The organism is Saccharibacillus endophyticus, assembly GCF_013185185.1.
GTDB lineage: Bacteria > Bacillota > Bacilli > Paenibacillales > Paenibacillaceae > Saccharibacillus > Saccharibacillus endophyticus.
On the sequence record NZ_JAAZWE010000001.1, the window covers coordinates 927614 to 946543 of the forward strand.

The following is an 18930-nucleotide window of genomic DNA, read 5'->3' on the forward strand; positions in this document are numbered from 1 at the left end:
CCATCTGCCACCCAGTCTAGGGCCGGAAAATGAACGGAGTATGAACACCAAATTACAATTTCGGCAAACGCACGATAAAGACCGACCCTTTCCCGACTTCGCTTTCGACCTGGATCGTTCCTCCGTGCAGGTTTACGATTTTTTTCGCGATAGCCAGTCCCAACCCCGTGCTTCCTCCATCGGCTCTCGAAGGATCTCCGCGATAGAACCGGTCAAACAGCAAAGGCAGTTTCTCCGGCGCGATTCCGTTTCCCGTATCCGCGAACCGAAGTACGTTTTCTCCGCCTTCCGCCTCTGCCGTAACGGAAATGGACCGCCCTTCGGGAATATGCTTGACCGCGTTCGACAGCAAATTGATCCATACCTGATCGAGCAGCGTCGCATCCCCCATCGCCGCAAGCTGATCCGGCACGGATAGGCGCAGCGCCAGTCCTTTTTCGCTCATCTGCCATTCCAGCACGTCGACGGCTCTGCGGATTTCATTCTTCAGCTTGAGCGGACTGCGCACCAAGCCGTCTTCCATTCGATCCAAGGAAGAAAGAAGCAGCAGCTGCCGTCCCAACGCGGACAATCTTCGACTCTCTTCGCCGATAATCGTCGCGAAGCGCAACCGTTCGGCCTCCGACAATTCGGCAGAGGACAACTCCGAAGCAAAACCTTGAATCGAGGTGAGCGGCGACTGGATCTCGTGCGAGACATTGGCGACGAATTCCCGGCGGGATTCCTCCAAGCTCGACAAACTGCGGCTCATCGTCATGAAATGGCCGGCTAACTGTCCGATCTCGTCACGGCGCTTGGTCGGCAATTCGATATTGTAATGCCCGTCGGCGATTCGTTGGGTAGCCGCCGTCATCCTCGTGATCGGCTTAACCAGATAGCGGGTAGCGATCAGCAGCACCGCAATACTGAATACTACCGTCAGAAGACCTACCATGGCAAAGAAACTGCGCAGCTCGCCGAATTGCAAAATGACGTCCGGCCGTAAAAAAAGCGCTGCCGGACGACCATTCAATTCCAGCGGTACGCCGACCGTATTGCTGAGCCGATTATCGAAGAACCCCGTGATAAAAGGCTTGTTCGGGAAATTCGCGACTCCGTGATATTCCCCTCCGGCCAGCACTTCGCGTACGGCTGCCGATTCGAGATCCTGCTCGCGGAAAGCGCGTCCGTAAAATGCTCCTTCTCCGCTACCGTCCGTCACATATAACGCGTAGCCCAGCCTTGCCGCACTTTCCAGGTACTCGTCTGACGAATCGGGACGGAGTTCGGCCATTCTTTTCGCCTCGTAGGCGATCTGCGTGAGCTTTCCATCGTTAAAAGGCTTGAGCTGAACATGATAATACACATTCGAAACGAGAAACCCGAGCAATGCTCCGATGGCAACCGCCAGCAGCGTAGTGAGGCAGACGCGCACATACAGACTTTTAACAGGACGATCCATGCCGAGCTTAAGCCTCACCTGCGGTGCACCTCCAACTTGTAGCCGATCCCGCGAACCGTCCGAATAGAAAAGTCGTCGCCATATTCGGCAAAGCGATCGCGAAGACGTTTGATGTGAACGTCGACCGTACGCTCGTCGCCTTCGTAATCCGCTCCCCAGAGCAGCCGAATCAATTCGCCGCGTTCGAACAGCCGACCGGGATATTGAGCCAACTGCGCCAGCAGTTCGAATTCTTTCAATGGCAGCAACAGCGTAAAATCCCCCTCGGTAATCTCGTGATTTTTGCGGTCAATAGTCAGGCGGTTCAACCGGATCTTATCACTGGAAGCCAACGAATAGCGGCGAAACAAAGCGTTCATCCGAAACAGCAGCTCCCGCGGTTCAAAAGGCTTGGTGATATAGTCGTCGGTCCCGTGCGCGTATCCGGCTTCTTTGTCCTCCAACTGCTCGCGAGCCGTCAAGAGGATCACCGGAATATCGTACTGACTTCGGATTTCGGTACACAGATCGAGTCCGCTGCGCCCCGGCATCATTACGTCCAACACAGCCAGATCCACCGGAGTCTCAGCCAGATGCTTTGCCGCTTCGTCTCCGTCTCCGGCTTCAATCACCCGATAGCCTTCCTGCGTCAGTACCGTTCTCAGCAGCGCCCGAATATGAATGTCGTCGTCGGCAATCAATACTTTTTTCATTTTCCCGATCCTCCCCGGCTGTTATCGAACCGCTGCATAAAAGGCCGCACTCTCCACCATCGGCGTACAATCCGCATGGTCTCCGGTCAGATTGATTTCGAAAATAAAGTCTTTGCCTTCCACGAAAGGCTTCACGCGCTCCCAATCGATCAAGCCTGCTCCCAACGGAAGCGAGTCATGCCGTTGTCCCATGCTGTCCACCAGATGATAGTATCGAGCATACGGCGCGGTCCGTTCCAGCACCTCGCATAGTTTGTCGTTATCGCCGCGAAACCCGATAAACGCATGGCTGACATCGACGTTGATCGGCAAATTCAGCGGAACGATCAGGTCGTCGATCAGATACGGATTGCTGTAGCAAAATAGCCCTTCCGTCGAATCTTCCCAGAGCAGCAGTCCGCTGTCGTAACCCGGAATGGAAGCGATCGCTTCCCGAAGCGCAATCGTCGATTCCCGGTCGATCGGCGCATTGCCCATCCCGACATAATGCGCGTGAATGACGCATTTCGCATCTTCTTCCTCGCAAATTCGCAGCAGCTCCGCCGTCGATTCCCGGTAAAAAGTAATCATTTCCGGTTCCTCGCTTAATATGTCCAGATAAGCACCCCGATATTTCGACGGATGATGCATATAGGCTTTAATCCCTCTGCGCCGCATTTCCCGAATACGTTCGCGTATAAGCGGAGTACGTTCCATATCCTTTTCCGTTAAAAAAAGCTCGACGATCTCCGGTTCATGACTCAGACGATTCGCGAAACTTTTGTCGTCGATGCCGCCTTTGAGTCTTATGCCTTTTTGCATGTCGATTCCTCCCGTGCTCCTGTGTTCGTTTGTCGGTTCTGTCGATCGAAGCGACTTGTCCGACCGCAACCGTTTCTTTCTTCATCTTAACGAAAAGCAGCCCGGCGTACAAAGTTCATTTCGCGGCTGCGCGAATTTTCTCGCTCGGCGCCTTTATTTCCAAATAGAAAGAAAAAGCCTTTGCTCTTCCCTGAAACCGAAGTTTCGAAAGGAGCAAAGGCTTGTCTTCGACGTAACATGGCAAACGAACGCCGCTGCCGGCAATGTTCGAAAAAGAGAAGGTTGACGAATCCGATTACGAAATCGCCAGTTCGTCCGCCGACGTATCCGGTCTCGGCACGCCGAAGTTCGGAGTTCCGTCTTCGTTCCATTCAATCACCTGAACGCGAGCATGACGGTTCGGATCGTATAACGGATCGCCGACGATCTCTTTATAGCTTCTTCCGTGGAACACGAGCAGGTCGAGCGAGCCGTCTTCGGATACGGTGAAGCTGTTATGGCCCGGTCCGTACTGCCCGTTTTCTTCGCAAGTTTGGAACACGGGAACCGGCGTTTTGACCCAAGATTTCGGATCAAGCAGATCGCTGTTCTCATCCGCAGTCAATAGACCCATGCAGTAATTGTAGTCCGTAGCACTGCCCGAAAAGGTCATGAAGATCCGTCCGTTGCGTTTCAGGATCGCGGCACCTTCATTCACCAGGAACCCGATTTTTTCCCACTCGTACTCGGGCGTCGAAATGCAGACCTGCTCGCCGCGCAGCGTCCACGGATTTTCCATCTCGGAAATGTACATATTCGAGTTTCCTGCAATCTCCGGATCTTTCTGCGCCCAAACGTAATAACGAATACCGCGATGTTCGAATGAAGTCGCGTCCAGCGCGAACGACTCCCATTTCGTTTTAATTTGCCCTTTTTCGATCCACTCGCCTTCCAGCGGATTATCGGAATCGTTTTCGAGAACAAACATGCGATGATCGAACAAGCCTTCCTTCGTCTCCGACGTATGCGCCGCCGCGAAGTAGACGTACCATTTGCCGTCGATGAAGTGAATCTCCGGCGCCCAAATATTCGCGCTCATCGGGCCGCTGTCATGCTTATACCAGATGTTTTTCGCTTCGGCATCCCGAAGCCCGATAATCGTGGATGCGCGTCTAAGCTCAATCCGATCATACTCAGGAACGGAAGCAATAAAATAATAGAAACCGTCTGTATGTTTCAAGATAAACGGATCGGCTCTTTGTTCGATCAAAGGGTTAGGTAAGTTGTAAGGTGTCATAAAATAGGGGCTCCTATCGGGAATTTGACGGGGGCCGATGCGTTGGATCGGCCGGGAGCGGACCAGCACAGGCACGTATGGGGCGCTCCGGGGCGTGGGGTTCTTGCGATCGCTGTCGAATTTCGATTTCTTCATATTAACAAGGTTAAGGTTGAAATCGAAATTCAAAGGCGAGCGCTCCGCTTCTTCAGAATCCCCACACCCCTCCGCTAGCGCGTGCCCGGCCGACCCAATCGGCCTGATCAAATTCTTTTTATTTTTATTGGGTAGGTGTGTAAGGTAAAGCCTTGCCGAACGCTAATGCTGCGGCAAGTCAAAGCAGTAAGGATAAGTACAACTAGTCAGAACGAATACAAGTGAATAGAAGTTCAAACACAATTGAGATCGAAACGAGAACTCAATGCCGTGCTACTACTACCTAAAAAACACGAACGAGGCGTTTTAAAGGGAAATCGGTGTTTATTCCAGGCCGCGTAGCTTGGGGCGGAGGGGGAAATTCAGTGAAGGAGCGTTAGCGTTCGCCTTTGCATTTGGGAAGCATCCTTGCAAAATTCCAATCCAGCTTCCCAAATGCAACACGCGACCGGAACGAATTTCCCCCGCAGCCCCTCCCGCAAGCCCCCCAGAATAACCCCGCCTTACCCTTTAATCCCCGAGTTCAAATTAATCGACTGAACAAAATATTTTTGGGCGAACAAGAACAAAGCCAGCGTCGGAATGATCGCCAGGATCGCCGAACCCATCAGTTGCCCGATCATCCGGTAGTTGCCGTAGATGTCTTGCAGCAGCAGCAGACCTGCCGTGACCGGCATCTTGTCGACATCCGTGTACACGATAACCGGCCAGAGGAAGTCGTTCCACGATCCGGTGAACGAGAACAGCGCGCAGACGATCAGGACCGGCTTGATCAGCGGCAGCATGATCGAGAAGTAAATCCGGAAGTGGCTGGCGCCGTCGACTTTCGCCGACTCGTCCAGATCTTTCGGAATCGCGAGCATGAATTGACGCACCAAGAAGATGTTGCCCATACCCGCAAGGCCCGGGATAATCATCGCCCACGGCGTGTTGACCCAACCGAGCGCATCGATAATTTTGTAGGACGGAATCAGGTTTACGACGCCCGGGAAGAACGAGATTCCCAGCAGCGTGAAGAACAGGAAGTTACGTCCTTTAAAGTTCATGCGTGCGTAACCATAGCCCGTAATCGAGATAACCACGACGACAAGCAGCGTATGCGATGTCGCGATCAAGACAGAGTTCATCAACCAACGCAGAATCGGCGCCGTCGACGTGTTTTCCAGAATTTCCGTATAATTGTCCATGATCCAGTTAACCGGAAGCAGCCGGAATCCGGTGCTTACGACTTCGGTCTGCGAACGGAACGATGTCGTGATCCCGAAGATAACCGGTATGATCCAAATCAAGCAGAGCAGCCCGAGGAATACATAAGCCACAACTTGAGAGACGCTGACTTTCGTGCGCTTACGGCCTACGGCCACGGCGCTTTTATCCAAATCCATGACTGGGTTTGACATGCTGCACTCCTCCTTAATCAGTTCGAGTTACGATTCATGACGTAGTACTGCAGGGCCGAAATCACGAGAATCACGAGGCCCAGCAAGACTGCCATGGCCGAGGCCATCCCCGCGATGGATTCGCCGCTGCCGAAAGCCAGTTGGCGGATGTACATCATCAGCACCGACGTGCTCTGTTGAGGACCGCCGTCGGTCATCATCAGCGGTTGGCCGAAGACGTTGAACGCGCCCGCCGTCGTCATGACGAACGTATAGATTAACGGGAAGTTGATCGAAGGCAGCGTAATGCTGAAGAATTTGCGGATCGGACCCGCGCCGTCCAGCTCGGCCGACTCGTACAGTTCTTCGGCAACCCCGCTGATCGAAGCCCGGTAGATGATCATGTTGCCGCCGATGCCGCCCCAGATGGTCAAGATAATAATGATGAGCCAAGCATACGGCTGATGCGTCGCCCAGGCGATCGTCGAGCCGAACAGATTGCCGGTGATGCCTAGCTGTTTGTTGAAAATCAACGAAAAGATCAAGGCCGATGCCGAAATCGAGATCAGGCCCGGTACATACAATACGGATTGAATGAAGGTTTTGCCTTTGAGTTTCTTGTGCGACAGCGCTACCGCGATCATCAACGGAAGCACGATAAGCGGCGGTACGGTGAAGAGGACGAACAGAAGCGTGTTTTTCAAACCGTTAAAGAACTGCGTATGGAACGTCGACGACGTATCGAACAGGATCGTATTATAGTTCGCGAATCCTACCCAGTTCGGTGAACCGGCCAAGTTCCACTGCGTGAACGAAGCGTAAATGCCGTAGATCGTCGGGATGACGACGAACACGAGAAACAAAATCAGATGCGGTCCCACAAAGAAAGCGGGAGCCAAACTCAGCTTCTTTTTCATAGGCTTTCAGTTCTCCTCTCAAGACTGCCCTGAATCCCGGATCGCGTTCAGGCTGTATGCCGAACCGTTGCCGGGCTTGGAAAAAACGATATGCCCTCTCTGGGCATATCGCCAGGCTGCCCTCGAAAGTCACGGTTGCGGGAGAAGTCATCAGGCTCCGAGAGAAATTCGTTCAAGTCGCTGTCTCACTCGGAAAAGAGATTGAATATCAATAAGGAGTTTTCCGAGTTCAAAGGCGTCTTTCACTGAATTTCTCTCTCCGCCCGCTGACTTCCAGCTACGTTAGACTTTCTTGACATCTTGGCGATGTATCCGCTCTGGGCATATCGGTTCTTCTTTTGATGTAGTAATCTATTCGATACGATTATTCGCCGGTTTTGGCTGCCGCCCCGGTCGATTCGGTAATCTTGTCTTCGACTTCCTTCTGCATCGTCTGCAAGGTTTCGTCGATGTCCACGTTGCCGCGAACCATATCGCCGACATACTTGTCGACCGTTTCCGCGATGTACGGATAGTACTCGTACGTGTAGATGTACAGCGACTCGATTTCTTTTTCGTCCGAAGTGAAGAAGGATTGCATGTACTGCGAGAAATCAGGGCTTTCCACGACTTGCTTACTCGCAGGAATTTGACCGGCTTTCGCCCACTCTACCGAGTTTTCGCGAATGAATTCGAGGAATGCGCCGATGCCTTGTTCTTTTTCGTCCAGACGCTGTTCGTTGTTGAACATCGCGAACAAGTGGGACGAGGAACGGTTCGTGAATTTGTCCGGGCTGACCGAGTATACGTTCGTGACGCCGAAATTCAGGTTCTCGACCGTAGCGTGCGCCGTGGAACTCCATGTTCCGTCTGTCGAGAACAGCACGTTGCCGGATTGGAACATCAGATAGCCGTCTTCGCCGAACGGAGTCATCAGACCCGCGTCGTTGATTTTTTTGACATCTTCGACCGCCGTTTTCATGACTTCGGTGTTGACCGCTGGCTTGCCGTCTTCTTGAATATCGCCGTTCAGGTTCTGAATCTGTCCGAGCATCGCCCATCCGAGCAGCGCGTCGTTGACCACGTAATCGCCTTCGTCCATCTTGCCTTGCAGGCTCAGGATTTCGTCCACGGTTACGTTATTGTCGTCAAGGAAACTTTCCGCGCCGTATTTGGCCAGCAAGTCCTTATTGTAATACATCACGTTGGCATGGATATCGAGCGGAACCGTGTATTGCGTACCGTCGATGTTGCCTGCGCCCCAGGCTTGCGGCAAGTAATTGTCTTCTTTCAGTTCTGGTTGCGCTTGCATGACTGTCGTCATGGCTTCAAGCTGATTTTGTTTCACGTATCCCGGTACGCGGTCGGCGTGAATGATCGCCAGATCCGGGATGCCTTTACCGGAACTTAATACGGTAGAGATTTTCGTATACATATCCGCGGTTACGACATGCTTCACCTTGACTGCCGGATCGGTGTCATTGTAAGCCTTCACCAGGTTGTCCATGTAAGCGCCGTCTTCGCCTGTAAGCGGTGTCCAGAATGTAATCGTGTTCGGATCGTTCGCGTTACTGCTGCAACCTGCCAGCAGCGAAGCCGTCAACGCAACACCTGTAAGTAATGCCCCCAATTTTCTTTTCAATGTATTCTCCTCCTGTCTATGTAAACCCTTAACTCGCGTTTAGTATATCCCTAATCTGAAAACGGTGTCAATAACTTTTTAATAAACTTAAAACTTAAATTTATAGTTTAGTTAACTTTTTTATTACTTTAATTTCTGAATGTAACCGCTATTTTGTTTCGAGAATACCTTATGTATTAATTTATGTACATGTTAATAATCTTTATGGTATTATTAATTTCACTAAGAGCCGGCAGCGGCTCGTTCTATAGAAACTAAGCGAAAGAAGTGGGATAAGAGATGCAGTTGGAAATCGATCAGTCCTCTCTCGTCGTCTATGAAGCACTAGCCAGCGAAGTTCGTATCAAGATCATTCAGCTATTATCCAAGAACAAAATGAATATTAAGGAATTGGCCGCCGAGCTTGGCATCAGCAGTCCGATCGTGATTAAGCACATCAAGAAGCTGGAAGACGCGGGGATCATCAAAACGGAGAAAGTGCCGGGCAAGTCGGGATTGCAAAAGCTCTCCATCCTGAAAGTCGACCACATCGAAATTAATTTTCCGAAAAAGATTTTCCACTCTTTCGACTCCTATGAAACGTCGGTGCCGGTCGGCCATTATACGGACTTCGACTTGAAGCCGACATGCGGACTCGCTTCGGACAAAGACTTTATCGGGCCTGTCGACGATCCGAAGTATTTCATGGACCCGAAGCGCATGGATGCGGAAATTTTGTGGTTTACGCAAGGATTCGTGCAGTACAGCGTGGCGAATTTCCTGAAAAAAGAAGAAAAGCTGCAGCAATTCGAGATCAGCATGGAGCTGTCTTCGGAGTTTCCGTTCTCGAACGACGTATGGCCGTCCGATCTCACCTTCACGCTGAACGGCGTCGAGCTGGGCATCTGGACCAGCCCCGGCGACTTCGCGGATACGAGAGGCAAGCTGACTCCGGAATGGTGGCCGCATAACCTCAATCAGTACGGCTTGCTCAAAACGATCCGGATCACGGGCCACGGCACGTATGTCGACGGCGATCCGATGTCCGATATTTCGATCGCCGATCTGGATACGAGCTGCGATCGCTGGACTTTGCGCATTGAAGTCAAGGAAGATGCGAAGAACGTAGGCGGAGCGACGATTTTCGGAAAAAAATTCGGAAATCACAACCAGGATATTTTGTTTAAGATGTATTATTTATAAGCCGAATTTTCTTTTTAACTAAAAAACCTTGTACGCCGCATCGATATCGATTGCGTGTATAAGGTTTTTTCTTTTTCTTAAAAATCATGAATTCGGCATAACTTATCTGTCATTTGCCGCGTTCGGCATAGTAAGAAGATCCCTTGCAATCAAACCGAAAAGGAGTGGGCCGCTTGAACCAGACAAAACCATCCAGAAAACGTCTCACGCTTGCCATCGGCCTCGCTTTGATCGCCGCGACGCTGTTGACCGTTTGGCTGGTGAGCACGTTCGACCGCTTTCAGGCTTTTCAAACCCCGGAGCAAAAGCTGCTGCATGCCATGGAAGACATCGAACAGGCGGACGGGAACAGCAAAGCCAAATTAATCGAACAAACGGTCATCGAACCTTATGCCTATACGCCCTATACGTTCGACGTTCATCTGGGCGCTTCTTCGATGGTACGCTCCGGCAGCACGGAAGACGCGCTGCTGACGCCGGAAGAACGAATCCCTCTGCTGGAGTGGTACATGCAACATGCGGAACCTAGCCATTACCTGATTCGGGCCGCCGAGCAGCTCGTTTATGAATACGCTGTGCTGGGAAAAAGTGCGGAGGCCGACCAAGCGCTCGCACAGACTGTGAAACGCTTATCCAACAACACGGCGGAGCGACGAGACCTTTTGCTGCTTCAAGCCGAACGCCAATTGGAATACGGAAATACGGAGCAGACGCGCAAGCTGCTGGAACAAGCCGGACCGGCTGGAAACGACATCGTGTTTAACGGCCTTTCCGAAACTTACGGTTGGATCTCCAGCAGACTGCTGTTTGCGGAGGGACAAGCCAAATCGGCTTTGGAGTCGGCTCAGCAGGCGCTTGTCGAACAGGCCCGCGTCGAGAAAGACGGCTACGCCTCCGAAAGTTATATTGCGCTTGAGGACTATCGAAACTCGTTGAAAACGGCTTTGAACCAACATGACAGCGAACCGTCCGTATTTTCGGGCAAGCTTATCCGCAGCGACGGCACTCCCGTCCCGCGTGCCGGCATCTTTTTGCGGGAAAGCGACCGCAGCCAATATCGGGGCGACAAAGAACCGTATCACGCCGTGACCGACGACACGGGAACATTCGAAATTCGCGGCGTCATTCCTGGCTTTTACCAGCTTGAGGTCGGTCTCTCTTACGAGCAGCTTGAGGATTGGAGCTGGCCGTTCGACTGGGACGACCGGATCGAAATCAAAGGAAATTCCAGCGTCGAGCGCAATCTTGCGATGACTCCTTTGATTGAACAGCAGTCTCCTCTCGGCGGACAGGAATTAACCGGAGACACGGTCGAATTCCGCTGGGCAACGGTGGAAGGCGCAGCCTATTACGAACTCGGCGGCATGATTCCGAATCAAGATAACAGCGGCGGAACGGGGTCGATGATTCGAAGCGGAATTACGGACAATCACCTTTCGATTCCGATCGACGAACTGTATGCCACGCCGGGTCCTTTGTCGTGGAGCGAAGACAACGACTGGGAATCGACGCAGCCCGACACTCTCCTTGCTTATATGAATCCGGAGGCCAAATTTTCGTGGAGCGTCGAAGCTTACGATGCCGAAGGCAACAAGATCGCGCAATCATCAAGCCCCCGGATCGATTCGAAAAGCATCGAGAACCGGCCTGAATTTTATTTGAAGCAGCGAACGCTTAACCCCGCGGATCGGCTGGTTTTAAAAGGGGAACTTGCTCAAGCGCTAGATCGCTACCGAAGCAACGTCGAAGCCGATCCGAACGATACGGAATCACTACGTCTGCTCACCCGTTTGCTTTACGCGAAGTCTCAGATCGGGGAAGAACAGACCATGCAGGAGCTTATCCCGTTACTGGAACGCTTAAGCGAGCAAAGCACGAACCCGCGCGAAATCGAGAAGTTGCTGAGTTTGTTTTATGAAAATGCCGATTGGGCAAAATATGAACAATACTACCGTCTTTATACGGAGTCGAACCCAGAACCGATAAACGCGTATGAACGTTCCATCTATGCAACAATGCTGCTGTATCAAGGAAAAACCGACGAAGCTCGGGAGGCGTTTGCCGATGCCCTGTCCGATGACGGAACTCATCGTTTTGTCGGTATGGCATTGGCGGCGGAACTCGCTGACCACCGATCGTTAACCAAAGTTCGCGAGATGGCCCGCTCTTATCCGGAACTGAGTGAAGAGAATTCTTGGACGTATTGGTCCGACCTGCTGGAAGCGATGGAAAAGGAACGTTCCGCATCGCCGGACACATTCGATGCAAAACTAGACAAGACCTTGACCTCTTTCCTGAACAATCGCCAGGCCGATGTTAAAGCGAAAGCTCCGGCATCAAGCGGCTTGCCTTCGATCGACGACTTTGTCGAAGCATTGGCACAGGTGCACTAATGCCAAAAAGCCCGGAGCGATTTGCCGTTCCGGGCTTTTTGGTCTGCTCGCCCGAACCTTCGATTTTTCCCCGAATCCGATCAACGATCCAACCGTTCCCGCATCTGCTTCATATCCTTCGCGGGCGGCAGTCCGAACATGCGCGCATACTCGCGGCTGAACTGCGACGGGCTCTCGTAACCGACGCGGAATGCCGCTTCTGCCGCTTCGCGCGTCTCCGAAAGCAGCAATCGACGCGCTTCCTGAAGCCGAATCTTTTTCTGATACTGAATGGGCGTTATACCTGTAACTTCCTTGAAGTGAGCATACAACGACGATTCGCTCATATGAGCCTGGCTTGCCAGTTCTTCCACGCGAAGCGGCTTATCGTACTCCTGCTGCAAACGGCTGACCACGGAAGCGATCCGCTGCGATAAAGTACCTCCGGCCGCGAAGCTTCGAATACGTCCGCCCAACTCGCCTTGCACCGCACGATACAGTAATTCCCGGATCACCAGCGGCGCCAAAGCTTCGATGTCGTCCTGACTGTCGAGCAAACGGACAAGTCGAATCGCCGCATCCAACAGCGCTCGATCCATGCGCCCGATACCGAGTCCACGATCCGGCTTGCCTTTTTCACTTGTGATCTTCGAACTTCCCGCACCGCCCAACTGCACGATCTGATCCGCCGTAAAATAAAGCTGCAAGCTCAAATACGGCTCTTCATCCGAAGCTTCGACGACGCGTCCGCGGATCGGTAATTCGACGGAGGTCGCCAAGTAGGAATAAGCATCATAGGTATAGCGATGTCGGCCCAGCATGACCTGTTTCGCTCCCTGCGCCACAATGCACAGCGACGGCCGGTACATCGAATGCACCAGTTCGTTCGTCTGATTTTGCCGGATGAGGCGCAGTTCGGGAATCGCAGTCGACTGCGGCCCTTCAACGGGAGCATGGCGGATAAGCAGGTCGGCCAGTTCCTGCCTTGCGGCTTCCCACTGGGGATTTGGCTGTATTTCGGATTGACGCTCTATACGAATCAGCCTCCTTTTTGGTGTACGCTTCTTTTCTATCATGCGCCTTATTGGAGGATTAGGCAAGGATTCTCCGGGATTGATCTACCTGATTCGCTCTTCCGACGCGCATAATACGGGTATAAGAACGGCAACATACTTTCTTTTTAAAAGGAGCGACTACTCTTATGAATCCATCTCTCACATCCTCTGCATTTACCGGAAAAACCGTTATCGTCACCGGCTCGTCGCGAGGCATCGGCAGTGCGATCGCACAAGACTTTGCGGCACAGGGTGCCAACGTTGTGGTCAACTACAGCGGCAGCCGCGCAAAAGCCGAAGAAGTTGTTCGGCTTATCGAGCAGCAAGGCGGACGCGCGATTGCGATCCAAGCCGATATCAGCGTCATTGCCGATATCGAATCGTTGTTTACGCAAACCGCAGAAGCGTTCGGCGGCATCGATATTCTTGTCAATAATGCAGGTCTGATGCACACGGTGCCGCTGCTGCAAGTGACGGAGGAAGACTTCGACCGCCAGTTCGCCGTGAATGCAAAAGGAACCTTTTTCGCTTGCCAGGCCGCTGCACGACACTTAAACGAAGGCGGACGAATTATTAACTTCTCGACTTCCGTCGTCGGCGCGATGTTCCCCGGGTACAGCGTCTATGCCGGAACCAAAGGAGCTGTCGAGCAATTCACCCGTCAGCTTGCCAAGGAACTGGGGCCCAAAGGAATCACGATCAACGCCGTCGCTCCGGGACCCGTCAATACGGAGCTATTCCTGGAAGGCAAATCGGAGCAGCAAGTTGCAGGGATCGTCGGAATGAACGCTTTCGGACGACTCGGGGAAACGGACGATATTACCGGAACCGTTCTGTTTCTGGCGAGCGAAGAAGCGCATTGGATGACGGGGCAGACCCTGCGCGTTAACGGCGGGTTTGTATAAAAAAACAGCAAAAGCCGCTCGTACATTGGCGTACGAACGGCTTTTTTTTATGATGAAATGCAGCAGTCGGAGCTTATCCGATCGAAGCCGCGCTTCTGATACGTCACGCAAACGGGTTGTAAAACCTCGATCCGTCCCAAAACGTAATGACCAACACGGCGGCCGAAATCAGCACCGCGCCCGCGATCGCCAACGTGTCGCTTTTGGTCAGCGTCCGGCTTCTGTACCAGGTGCGTTTACGTTTGCGACCGAAACCGCGCAGCTCCAGCGCCGCGCTGACCTTCTCGATCCGCTCCAACGTTGCCAGAACGAGCGGAAGCAGAATCGCAGCCATATTTTTCACGCGGCGGCCCAGTTTTTCTTTTTTGGACAAATCGATTCCCCGGGCTTGCGCAGCCGTGGAGATATTCACGTATTCCTGCTGCACGTCCGGGATATAGCGCATGGTCAGCGAGATCGCATAAGCCACCTTATAACTCACGCCTACGCGATTCAGCGAAGATGCGAATTCACTCGGCTCCGTAGCAAGCAGGAACAGCAGTGCGGGCGGCACCACGACAGCGAACTTCAACAGCACATTGAACTGGTAAAATAATTGCTCGGAAGTCAGCGAATAACGTCCGGCGATATGCAGCAGCTCATGCCGGGTTCCGTAAATTTGTACGCCTTGTTCCGGTGAAAAGAGGAAAATCGCCAATTGGTTCAGCACGGAAAAAATCAAAATCAAATAAAGAACAAACGAATACTGCTTAAACGGAACTTTCGATACATAAAACACGCTTAACGAGATCACGAGCATAACCAACAGGCAGCGCGTATCGTAACTGACCATCCCCGCGATCGAAAACAACAGAAAGGCGATCAATTTGGTCACTCCGTTTAACCGATGAACAGGCGAACCTACATCGGAGTAAGACAGCAGCTTGGGTGCCATCAGTTCATCATCCTCCTGTCCGAACGAATGAACCGGGACACGAACTCGTCTTCCGGCTGCACGCCGATTCGTCTAGCCAGGATATGCAAGGACGTCTCGTGCAGATGCGCTTCTTCAACCACTTCCGCATTGCCCAAAATCCGTGCCGGCGTATCGTCCGCAAGCTTGCGTCCTTCAGCCAGTACAACGGTTCTTTGGCCGTATTCCAACATCAGATGCATGTCGTGCGTGATCAGAATCAAAGTCATTCCCTGACGGTTAAGCTCTATCAGAAACTTCATCATTTCATTGTAATGCCGGAAATCCTGACCTGCCGTGGGCTCGTCAAGAATCAAAATTTCGGGACGCAGAACGAGAATCGAAGCAATGGTGGCACGCTTCTTCTGTCCGTAACTGAGCGCCGATACCGGCCAACTGCGGAACGGATATAACCCGCAGACGCGCAGTGTTTCATTAACCCGATCCCGAATCTCGGCTTCCGGAATCCCTCGATTGACCAATCCAAGCGCGACTTCGTCGTACAATAACGGCTTGGACAGCATGTGATTGGGATTTTGCATCACAAAACCGATCACGTCAGCTCGTTCGCGAATCGTATCCCGAGACAGATCGCGTCCGTTCAATCGCATAGAACCGGAAGAAGGCTTGTGAAATCCGCAAATCAACCGGGATATCGTCGACTTGCCTGCTCCATTGCGACCTGCGATGCACAAAACTTCGCCACGGCCTATGCTTAATGAGACGTCTTGCAGCACGGGCTTTGCCGGATCGTAGCCGAAAGTAATTCCTTCTAACTCCAACAAAGGCTGCTTGACGTCAGACGTCGGACTCGCCAAATTAGCCTCGTGCCAGCGAATCAATTGCTCCGCACAGCCTTCAAGATTAATACTGTCCACGCTTCTTGGGCCGATCTCGGGTGTCACCTGACAACCCGCATATCGCAGAGCCGACAGATGGAGAGGTTCCCGAATGCCTTTTTCACGCAAAACACCCGAACAGAGCAGCTCGTCCGGCGGCAGATCGGCGACGATCCGACCTTCTTCGATCACGATAATTCGGTCTACCGGGCAATGCAGCACTTCCTCCAGCCGATGCTCCACGATAATAATCGTCCGTCCGGATTCGCGATGCAATCGGTCGATCAGCTCCACTGTCGCCCGCCCCGTATAAGGATCGAGACTCGCCAACGGTTCGTCAAACAACAAAATAGGCGCGCCGCCGACCAAACCGCCCGCCAGCGTCGTTTTTTGTTTTTGTCCCCCTGACAGCTCTTGCGGGGAAGCATTGAGGAAATCGGAAAATTCCACTTCGGCCGCCGCTTCTTGAACCCGACGAATCATTTCCGCATGCGGAACGCCGTCGTTCTCCAGCTTGAAGGCGATATCTTCAGCTACGGTCAGCCCGACGAATTGACCGTCCGGGTCCTGCATGACCGTTCCGATGGAGTCCGACAGTTCGGCGATGCCCATGTTTTTGCTGTCCGCTCCCATAATTTTGAGCATACCCGAATGTTCGCCCGGATAAAAGTGCGGCGCAAGCCCGTTGATGCAGTGCGCCAGCGTGCTTTTGCCGGAACCTGAAGGACCGACGATCAGCACCTTTTCTCCTTCGTGAATCGTTAAGTTGATATCGCGCAGCGTCGGTTCGCTCTGCGCGCGATATTGAAATGTAAATTGATCGAACTCGATCACCGGTTTTTTCATGGCTTTCCTTTCTCGTTACCGATCTGCAAACGAAAAAGCCGGCTGAATGCACCGGCTTTTTTGCGCTTGCTTCTTTCCCAATTTTCACATGCTAGGCTTCCCGCGTCAAGCTTCCGCGCTTCGTACGCGTCTTGGAATACGCGATCGCGATCAGCGTCCCCAAAATAGCAACCGTTACCATGTTCATGCCCCCGGCCGCAAGACCTTGGGTAAATACTTTGTTGGCCGGTTCCGCATAGATCAGAATATCCAGCACAGGCGCGACGATAAACCAGGCAGCCGCATTGGCAATGATTTGCGCGATATTGAACCGCAAAATCTCTTTGCCGCCGAATTCGCCGTCATGAATACGAATCCCGCGACTGAACAACCCGGCAAGCAGACCGAATACGCCGGAAGCGATGATCCAGCTGAACCAAGGTCCGAACGAGATCAGATCCGCTACGGTATGGCCGATCAGACCGATCAACAATCCCGCCCATGGTCCGTACAGCAACGCGAACAGTGCCAAAATCGCGTAGTTCGTTTGCAAGTTGGTGTTCGGAATTCCTGTCGGAATCGAGCCGAAACGAGCCAGCACGACGAACAACGCCGCTCCGATCCCGATCGCGACGACCGTTTTCACCGAGAACCCTTTCGAAGATTGCATAAATTCCCCTCTTTTCTTTATAAACATGCGAATCGTTAAACGATTGCCTTCTTTGCGTTGATTATACCGGGATAAACGTTGCATGGCTACCGTTTTTTTATGAAAAGTATATTTTATCCATCGGAATTGTAAGAATAAAGGGATCGGCCGTCGGACCGATAGACATCACCTTCAGGCAATGCTAGCGTTGAACAGACTCGATGGATCAAAAAACCCAAAATTCGGCCTAAGGAGTGTCTAGGTAATGAATGAGAAATCGTCTAAACTCGCTTCATTTTTTCAACACCCGTTAGTGTGGATGCCTATCGGTTTCATCTTGCTTGTTTTGTGTAACGGCCTGCTAGGTCCGATGATCGGTTCGACGGATATTCCGTTTGTCGTATCGATGTCGCTCGTTAGCGGAATCGTCTGCGTTGCCGCATACATACTGATCATGAAGGTCATTGCGCGCCGCCGTCTGTCCGAGCTGACGCTTGGCCAAGCCGGACGCGAAACGCTGCTGGGCATCGGAACCGGTATTCTTTTTATCGGAATCAGCGTGCTTATCATTATGGCTTTCGGCGGATACAGCTTCCATCGGTCACCCGCCGGATCAACAGGCGTGCTGATCGCTGGATTGCTGCTGTTTGCCAGTGCGGCTTTATTCGAAGAACTGGTATTTCGCGGCCTTTTGGTACAAGGAATCGAGCGCCTTAGCGGAAGTTGGGTAGCGCTGGCATTGACTTCGATCTTTTTTGGCGGCGTTCATCTGGCTAATCCGAACGCAACGCTTCTTAGCGCCGCAGCCATTGCGGTCGAAGCCGGACTTCTGCTCGGCGCAGCGTTCTTGTGGCGTCGAAATTTATGGTTCGTTACGGGATTGCATTTTGCCTGGAATTCTTGTGTAAGCCTGCTTGGCATTCCGGTATCGGGGATCGATTCAGCGGGTTTATTTGAGGTCCGCGTAGCGGGAAGCGATCTGTTGACGGGCGGAGCTTTCGGGATTGAGGCTTCGATTGTTCCGGTGATCGTGGGCTTGCTGCTTTCGCTCTGGATGGTGGCGCGTGCGCATACGGCGGGTCATTGGCGATCTTTTCGTAATCGGCGGCAGGATATAGTTTAGTGCGTCTTTCCTCTTGGTAAGTTGAAGAACTATGGAAGAAATTCAGTAAAAGACGCCTTTGAACTCGGAAAGTTTCCGCGTGCATTCTGATTCGCTTTTCCGTGCGAGGCAGCATCTTGAACGAATTTCTCCCTTAGCCTAACGATTGAAAAAACTACACGAGAACGAACTCGGGACCGACCGGATTTTCTTTTCCAACGCCGATGTAAGCTCGAACACGAAATTCGATCTCCGCCAAATGATCCGGCAACGCAGGGCTAATGATGTAATTATACGACATTTTCCCTGTCGTTCCGGAGCCGATTTGCATTCGACAGTCGTATTCCTGATCTCCGCCGATCTCTAGAGTAAATTCGCGATGAGTACGTTCAGAATGATGAAGGTCAAATTCTTCTTCCCAATCTGCGCTTAACACGACTACGCTTGCGTTATCGTACTGCCGCATCGCAACGACCGAGTAAAACACACCGTCTTGTTCAGCCGACCTCATCACAGGAATCTGACACCTAAATTCGTTCGGCTTCACTCGGGGCTTGTACATATCCTCAAGATTCAAGGTAGAAAATACGGTATGCAGATATTCTTCATAAAACCCGTATTTCTCTGCCCACTCTTTCACCAGGACTTTGAGCGGATGTCCCGGATTTCCTTCCGCCAACTCTTTGCGCTGTTTGAGCAACCCGCAAATTTTTTCATCAACCGGCTGAAGCTTCTCGTTGTAATAAACGTCTTTTCGTTCAAAATCTCCGACTTCCATCATCATCTT

16 protein-coding genes are annotated in these 18930 nt (G+C 52.2%); 4 read left to right on the forward strand and 12 right to left on the reverse strand.

Features of this window, described 5'->3' with window-relative positions:
* Positions 1–52: 52 nt before the first annotated feature.
* The 7 genes from HRQ63_RS04165 to HRQ63_RS04195 all read right to left on the reverse strand — a co-directional run bounded on the left by HRQ63_RS04165 (position 53) and on the right by HRQ63_RS04195 (position 8262).
* Positions 53–1459, reverse strand: a complete 1407-nt coding sequence (locus HRQ63_RS04165; protein ID WP_229714061.1) for a HAMP domain-containing sensor histidine kinase — start codon at positions 1457–1459, stop codon at positions 53–55.
* The gene (locus HRQ63_RS04170) at positions 1456–2133 is read right to left on the reverse strand and encodes a response regulator transcription factor (RefSeq protein ID WP_172239539.1); all 678 of its coding nucleotides are present in this window, start codon (positions 2131–2133) and stop codon (positions 1456–1458) included. The genes HRQ63_RS04165 and HRQ63_RS04170 overlap by 4 nt, the downstream gene beginning before the upstream one ends.
* Positions 2134–2154: 21 nt before the next feature.
* Positions 2155–2934 (reverse strand): apurinic/apyrimidinic endonuclease family protein, encoded by a 780-nt coding sequence (locus HRQ63_RS04175; RefSeq protein WP_172239542.1) that lies wholly within the window; start codon positions 2932–2934, stop codon positions 2155–2157.
* Positions 2935–3229: 295 nt separating this feature from the next.
* A complete protein-coding gene (locus HRQ63_RS04180) occupies positions 3230–4210 on the reverse strand; it encodes a glycoside hydrolase family 43 protein (RefSeq protein WP_172239545.1) in 981 nt (326 codons plus the stop codon).
* Between the two features lie 638 nt (positions 4211–4848).
* Positions 4849–5745, reverse strand: coding sequence for a carbohydrate ABC transporter permease (locus tag HRQ63_RS04185; RefSeq protein ID WP_172239548.1), 897 nt, complete (start codon positions 5743–5745; stop codon positions 4849–4851).
* Positions 5746–5762: 17 nt separating this feature from the next.
* Complete coding sequence (locus HRQ63_RS04190) at positions 5763–6641, reverse strand: carbohydrate ABC transporter permease (RefSeq protein WP_172239551.1); 879 nt, start codon at positions 6639–6641, stop codon at positions 5763–5765.
* Positions 6642–7005: 364 nt separating this feature from the next.
* Positions 7006–8262 (reverse strand): extracellular solute-binding protein, encoded by a 1257-nt coding sequence (locus HRQ63_RS04195; protein ID WP_172239554.1) that lies wholly within the window; start codon positions 8260–8262, stop codon positions 7006–7008.
* 279 nt (positions 8263–8541) lie between these two features.
* Here HRQ63_RS04195 and HRQ63_RS04200 point away from each other — a divergent pair, with 279 nt between their 5' ends.
* On the forward strand, positions 8542–9444 hold the full coding sequence (locus HRQ63_RS04200; RefSeq protein ID WP_037289034.1) for an ArsR/SmtB family transcription factor: 903 nt from the start codon (positions 8542–8544) through the stop codon (positions 9442–9444).
* A 173-nt stretch (positions 9445–9617) separates the two neighbouring features.
* A complete protein-coding gene (locus HRQ63_RS04205; RefSeq protein ID WP_172239557.1) occupies positions 9618–11837 on the forward strand; it encodes a carboxypeptidase-like regulatory domain-containing protein in 2220 nt (739 codons plus the stop codon).
* 80 nt (positions 11838–11917) lie between these two features.
* Here the strand turns inward: HRQ63_RS04205 and HRQ63_RS04210 are convergent, their stop codons facing one another.
* On the reverse strand, positions 11918–12892 hold the full coding sequence (locus HRQ63_RS04210) for an AraC family transcriptional regulator (protein ID WP_172239560.1): 975 nt from the start codon (positions 12890–12892) through the stop codon (positions 11918–11920).
* Positions 12893–13017: 125 nt separating this feature from the next.
* Here HRQ63_RS04210 and HRQ63_RS04215 point away from each other — a divergent pair, with 125 nt between their 5' ends.
* Entirely contained in the window at positions 13018–13776 is a 759-nt protein-coding gene (locus tag HRQ63_RS04215; RefSeq protein ID WP_172239563.1) for an SDR family oxidoreductase, read from the forward strand.
* A 103-nt stretch (positions 13777–13879) separates the two neighbouring features.
* On the opposite strand, the gene HRQ63_RS04220 is transcribed toward HRQ63_RS04215, so the two are convergent.
* The 3 genes from HRQ63_RS04220 to HRQ63_RS04230 form a co-directional block, all read right to left on the reverse strand.
* Positions 13880–14710, reverse strand: coding sequence for an energy-coupling factor transporter transmembrane component T family protein (locus tag HRQ63_RS04220; protein ID WP_172239566.1), 831 nt, complete (start codon positions 14708–14710; stop codon positions 13880–13882).
* Positions 14710–16413 (reverse strand): ABC transporter ATP-binding protein, encoded by a 1704-nt coding sequence (locus HRQ63_RS04225; protein WP_172239569.1) that lies wholly within the window; start codon positions 16411–16413, stop codon positions 14710–14712. Before HRQ63_RS04225 ends, HRQ63_RS04220 begins: the two co-directional genes overlap by 1 nt.
* Before the next feature lie 91 nt (positions 16414–16504).
* Positions 16505–17062: an ECF-type riboflavin transporter substrate-binding protein gene (locus HRQ63_RS04230; protein ID WP_172239572.1), complete on the reverse strand. Its 558-nt coding sequence runs from the start codon at positions 17060–17062 to the stop codon at positions 16505–16507.
* A gap of 244 nt (positions 17063–17306) precedes the next feature.
* Here HRQ63_RS04230 and HRQ63_RS04235 point away from each other — a divergent pair, with 244 nt between their 5' ends.
* On the forward strand, positions 17307–18164 hold the full coding sequence (locus HRQ63_RS04235; RefSeq protein ID WP_172239575.1) for a CPBP family intramembrane glutamic endopeptidase: 858 nt from the start codon (positions 17307–17309) through the stop codon (positions 18162–18164).
* 154 nt (positions 18165–18318) lie between these two features.
* Here HRQ63_RS04235 and HRQ63_RS04240 read toward each other — a convergent pair whose 3' ends face one another.
* Positions 18319–18927 (reverse strand): hypothetical protein, encoded by a 609-nt coding sequence (locus HRQ63_RS04240; protein ID WP_172239577.1) that lies wholly within the window; start codon positions 18925–18927, stop codon positions 18319–18321.
* Positions 18928–18930: the final 3 nt, after the last annotated feature.

What these genes read in the sequence shown, in the direction of transcription:
- HRQ63_RS04225 (WP_172239569.1), bottom strand. Translation starts at nt 16,413, where the DNA reads ATGAAAAAACCGGTGATCGAGTTCGATCAATTTACATTTCAATATCGC.
- HRQ63_RS04185 (WP_172239548.1), bottom strand. Translation starts at nt 5,745, where the DNA reads ATGTCAAACCCAGTCATGGATTTGGATAAAAGCGCCGTGGCCGTAGGC.
- HRQ63_RS04175 (WP_172239542.1), bottom strand. Translation starts at nt 2,934, where the DNA reads ATGCAAAAAGGCATAAGACTCAAAGGCGGCATCGACGACAAAAGTTTC.
- HRQ63_RS04230 (WP_172239572.1), bottom strand. Translation starts at nt 17,062, where the DNA reads ATGCAATCTTCGAAAGGGTTCTCGGTGAAAACGGTCGTCGCGATCGGG.
- HRQ63_RS04235 (WP_172239575.1), top strand. Translation starts at nt 17,307, where the DNA reads ATGAATGAGAAATCGTCTAAACTCGCTTCATTTTTTCAACACCCGTTA.
- HRQ63_RS04215 (WP_172239563.1), top strand. Translation starts at nt 13,018, where the DNA reads ATGAATCCATCTCTCACATCCTCTGCATTTACCGGAAAAACCGTTATC.
- HRQ63_RS04220 (WP_172239566.1), bottom strand. Translation starts at nt 14,710, where the DNA reads ATGGCACCCAAGCTGCTGTCTTACTCCGATGTAGGTTCGCCTGTTCAT.
- HRQ63_RS04210 (WP_172239560.1), bottom strand. Translation starts at nt 12,892, where the DNA reads ATGATAGAAAAGAAGCGTACACCAAAAAGGAGGCTGATTCGTATAGAG.
- HRQ63_RS04170 (WP_172239539.1), bottom strand. Translation starts at nt 2,133, where the DNA reads ATGAAAAAAGTATTGATTGCCGACGACGACATTCATATTCGGGCGCTG.
- HRQ63_RS04200 (WP_037289034.1), top strand. Translation starts at nt 8,542, where the DNA reads ATGCAGTTGGAAATCGATCAGTCCTCTCTCGTCGTCTATGAAGCACTA.
- HRQ63_RS04180 (WP_172239545.1), bottom strand. Translation starts at nt 4,210, where the DNA reads ATGACACCTTACAACTTACCTAACCCTTTGATCGAACAAAGAGCCGAT.
- HRQ63_RS04240 (WP_172239577.1), bottom strand. Translation starts at nt 18,927, where the DNA reads ATGATGATGGAAGTCGGAGATTTTGAACGAAAAGACGTTTATTACAAC.
- HRQ63_RS04190 (WP_172239551.1), bottom strand. Translation starts at nt 6,641, where the DNA reads ATGAAAAAGAAGCTGAGTTTGGCTCCCGCTTTCTTTGTGGGACCGCAT.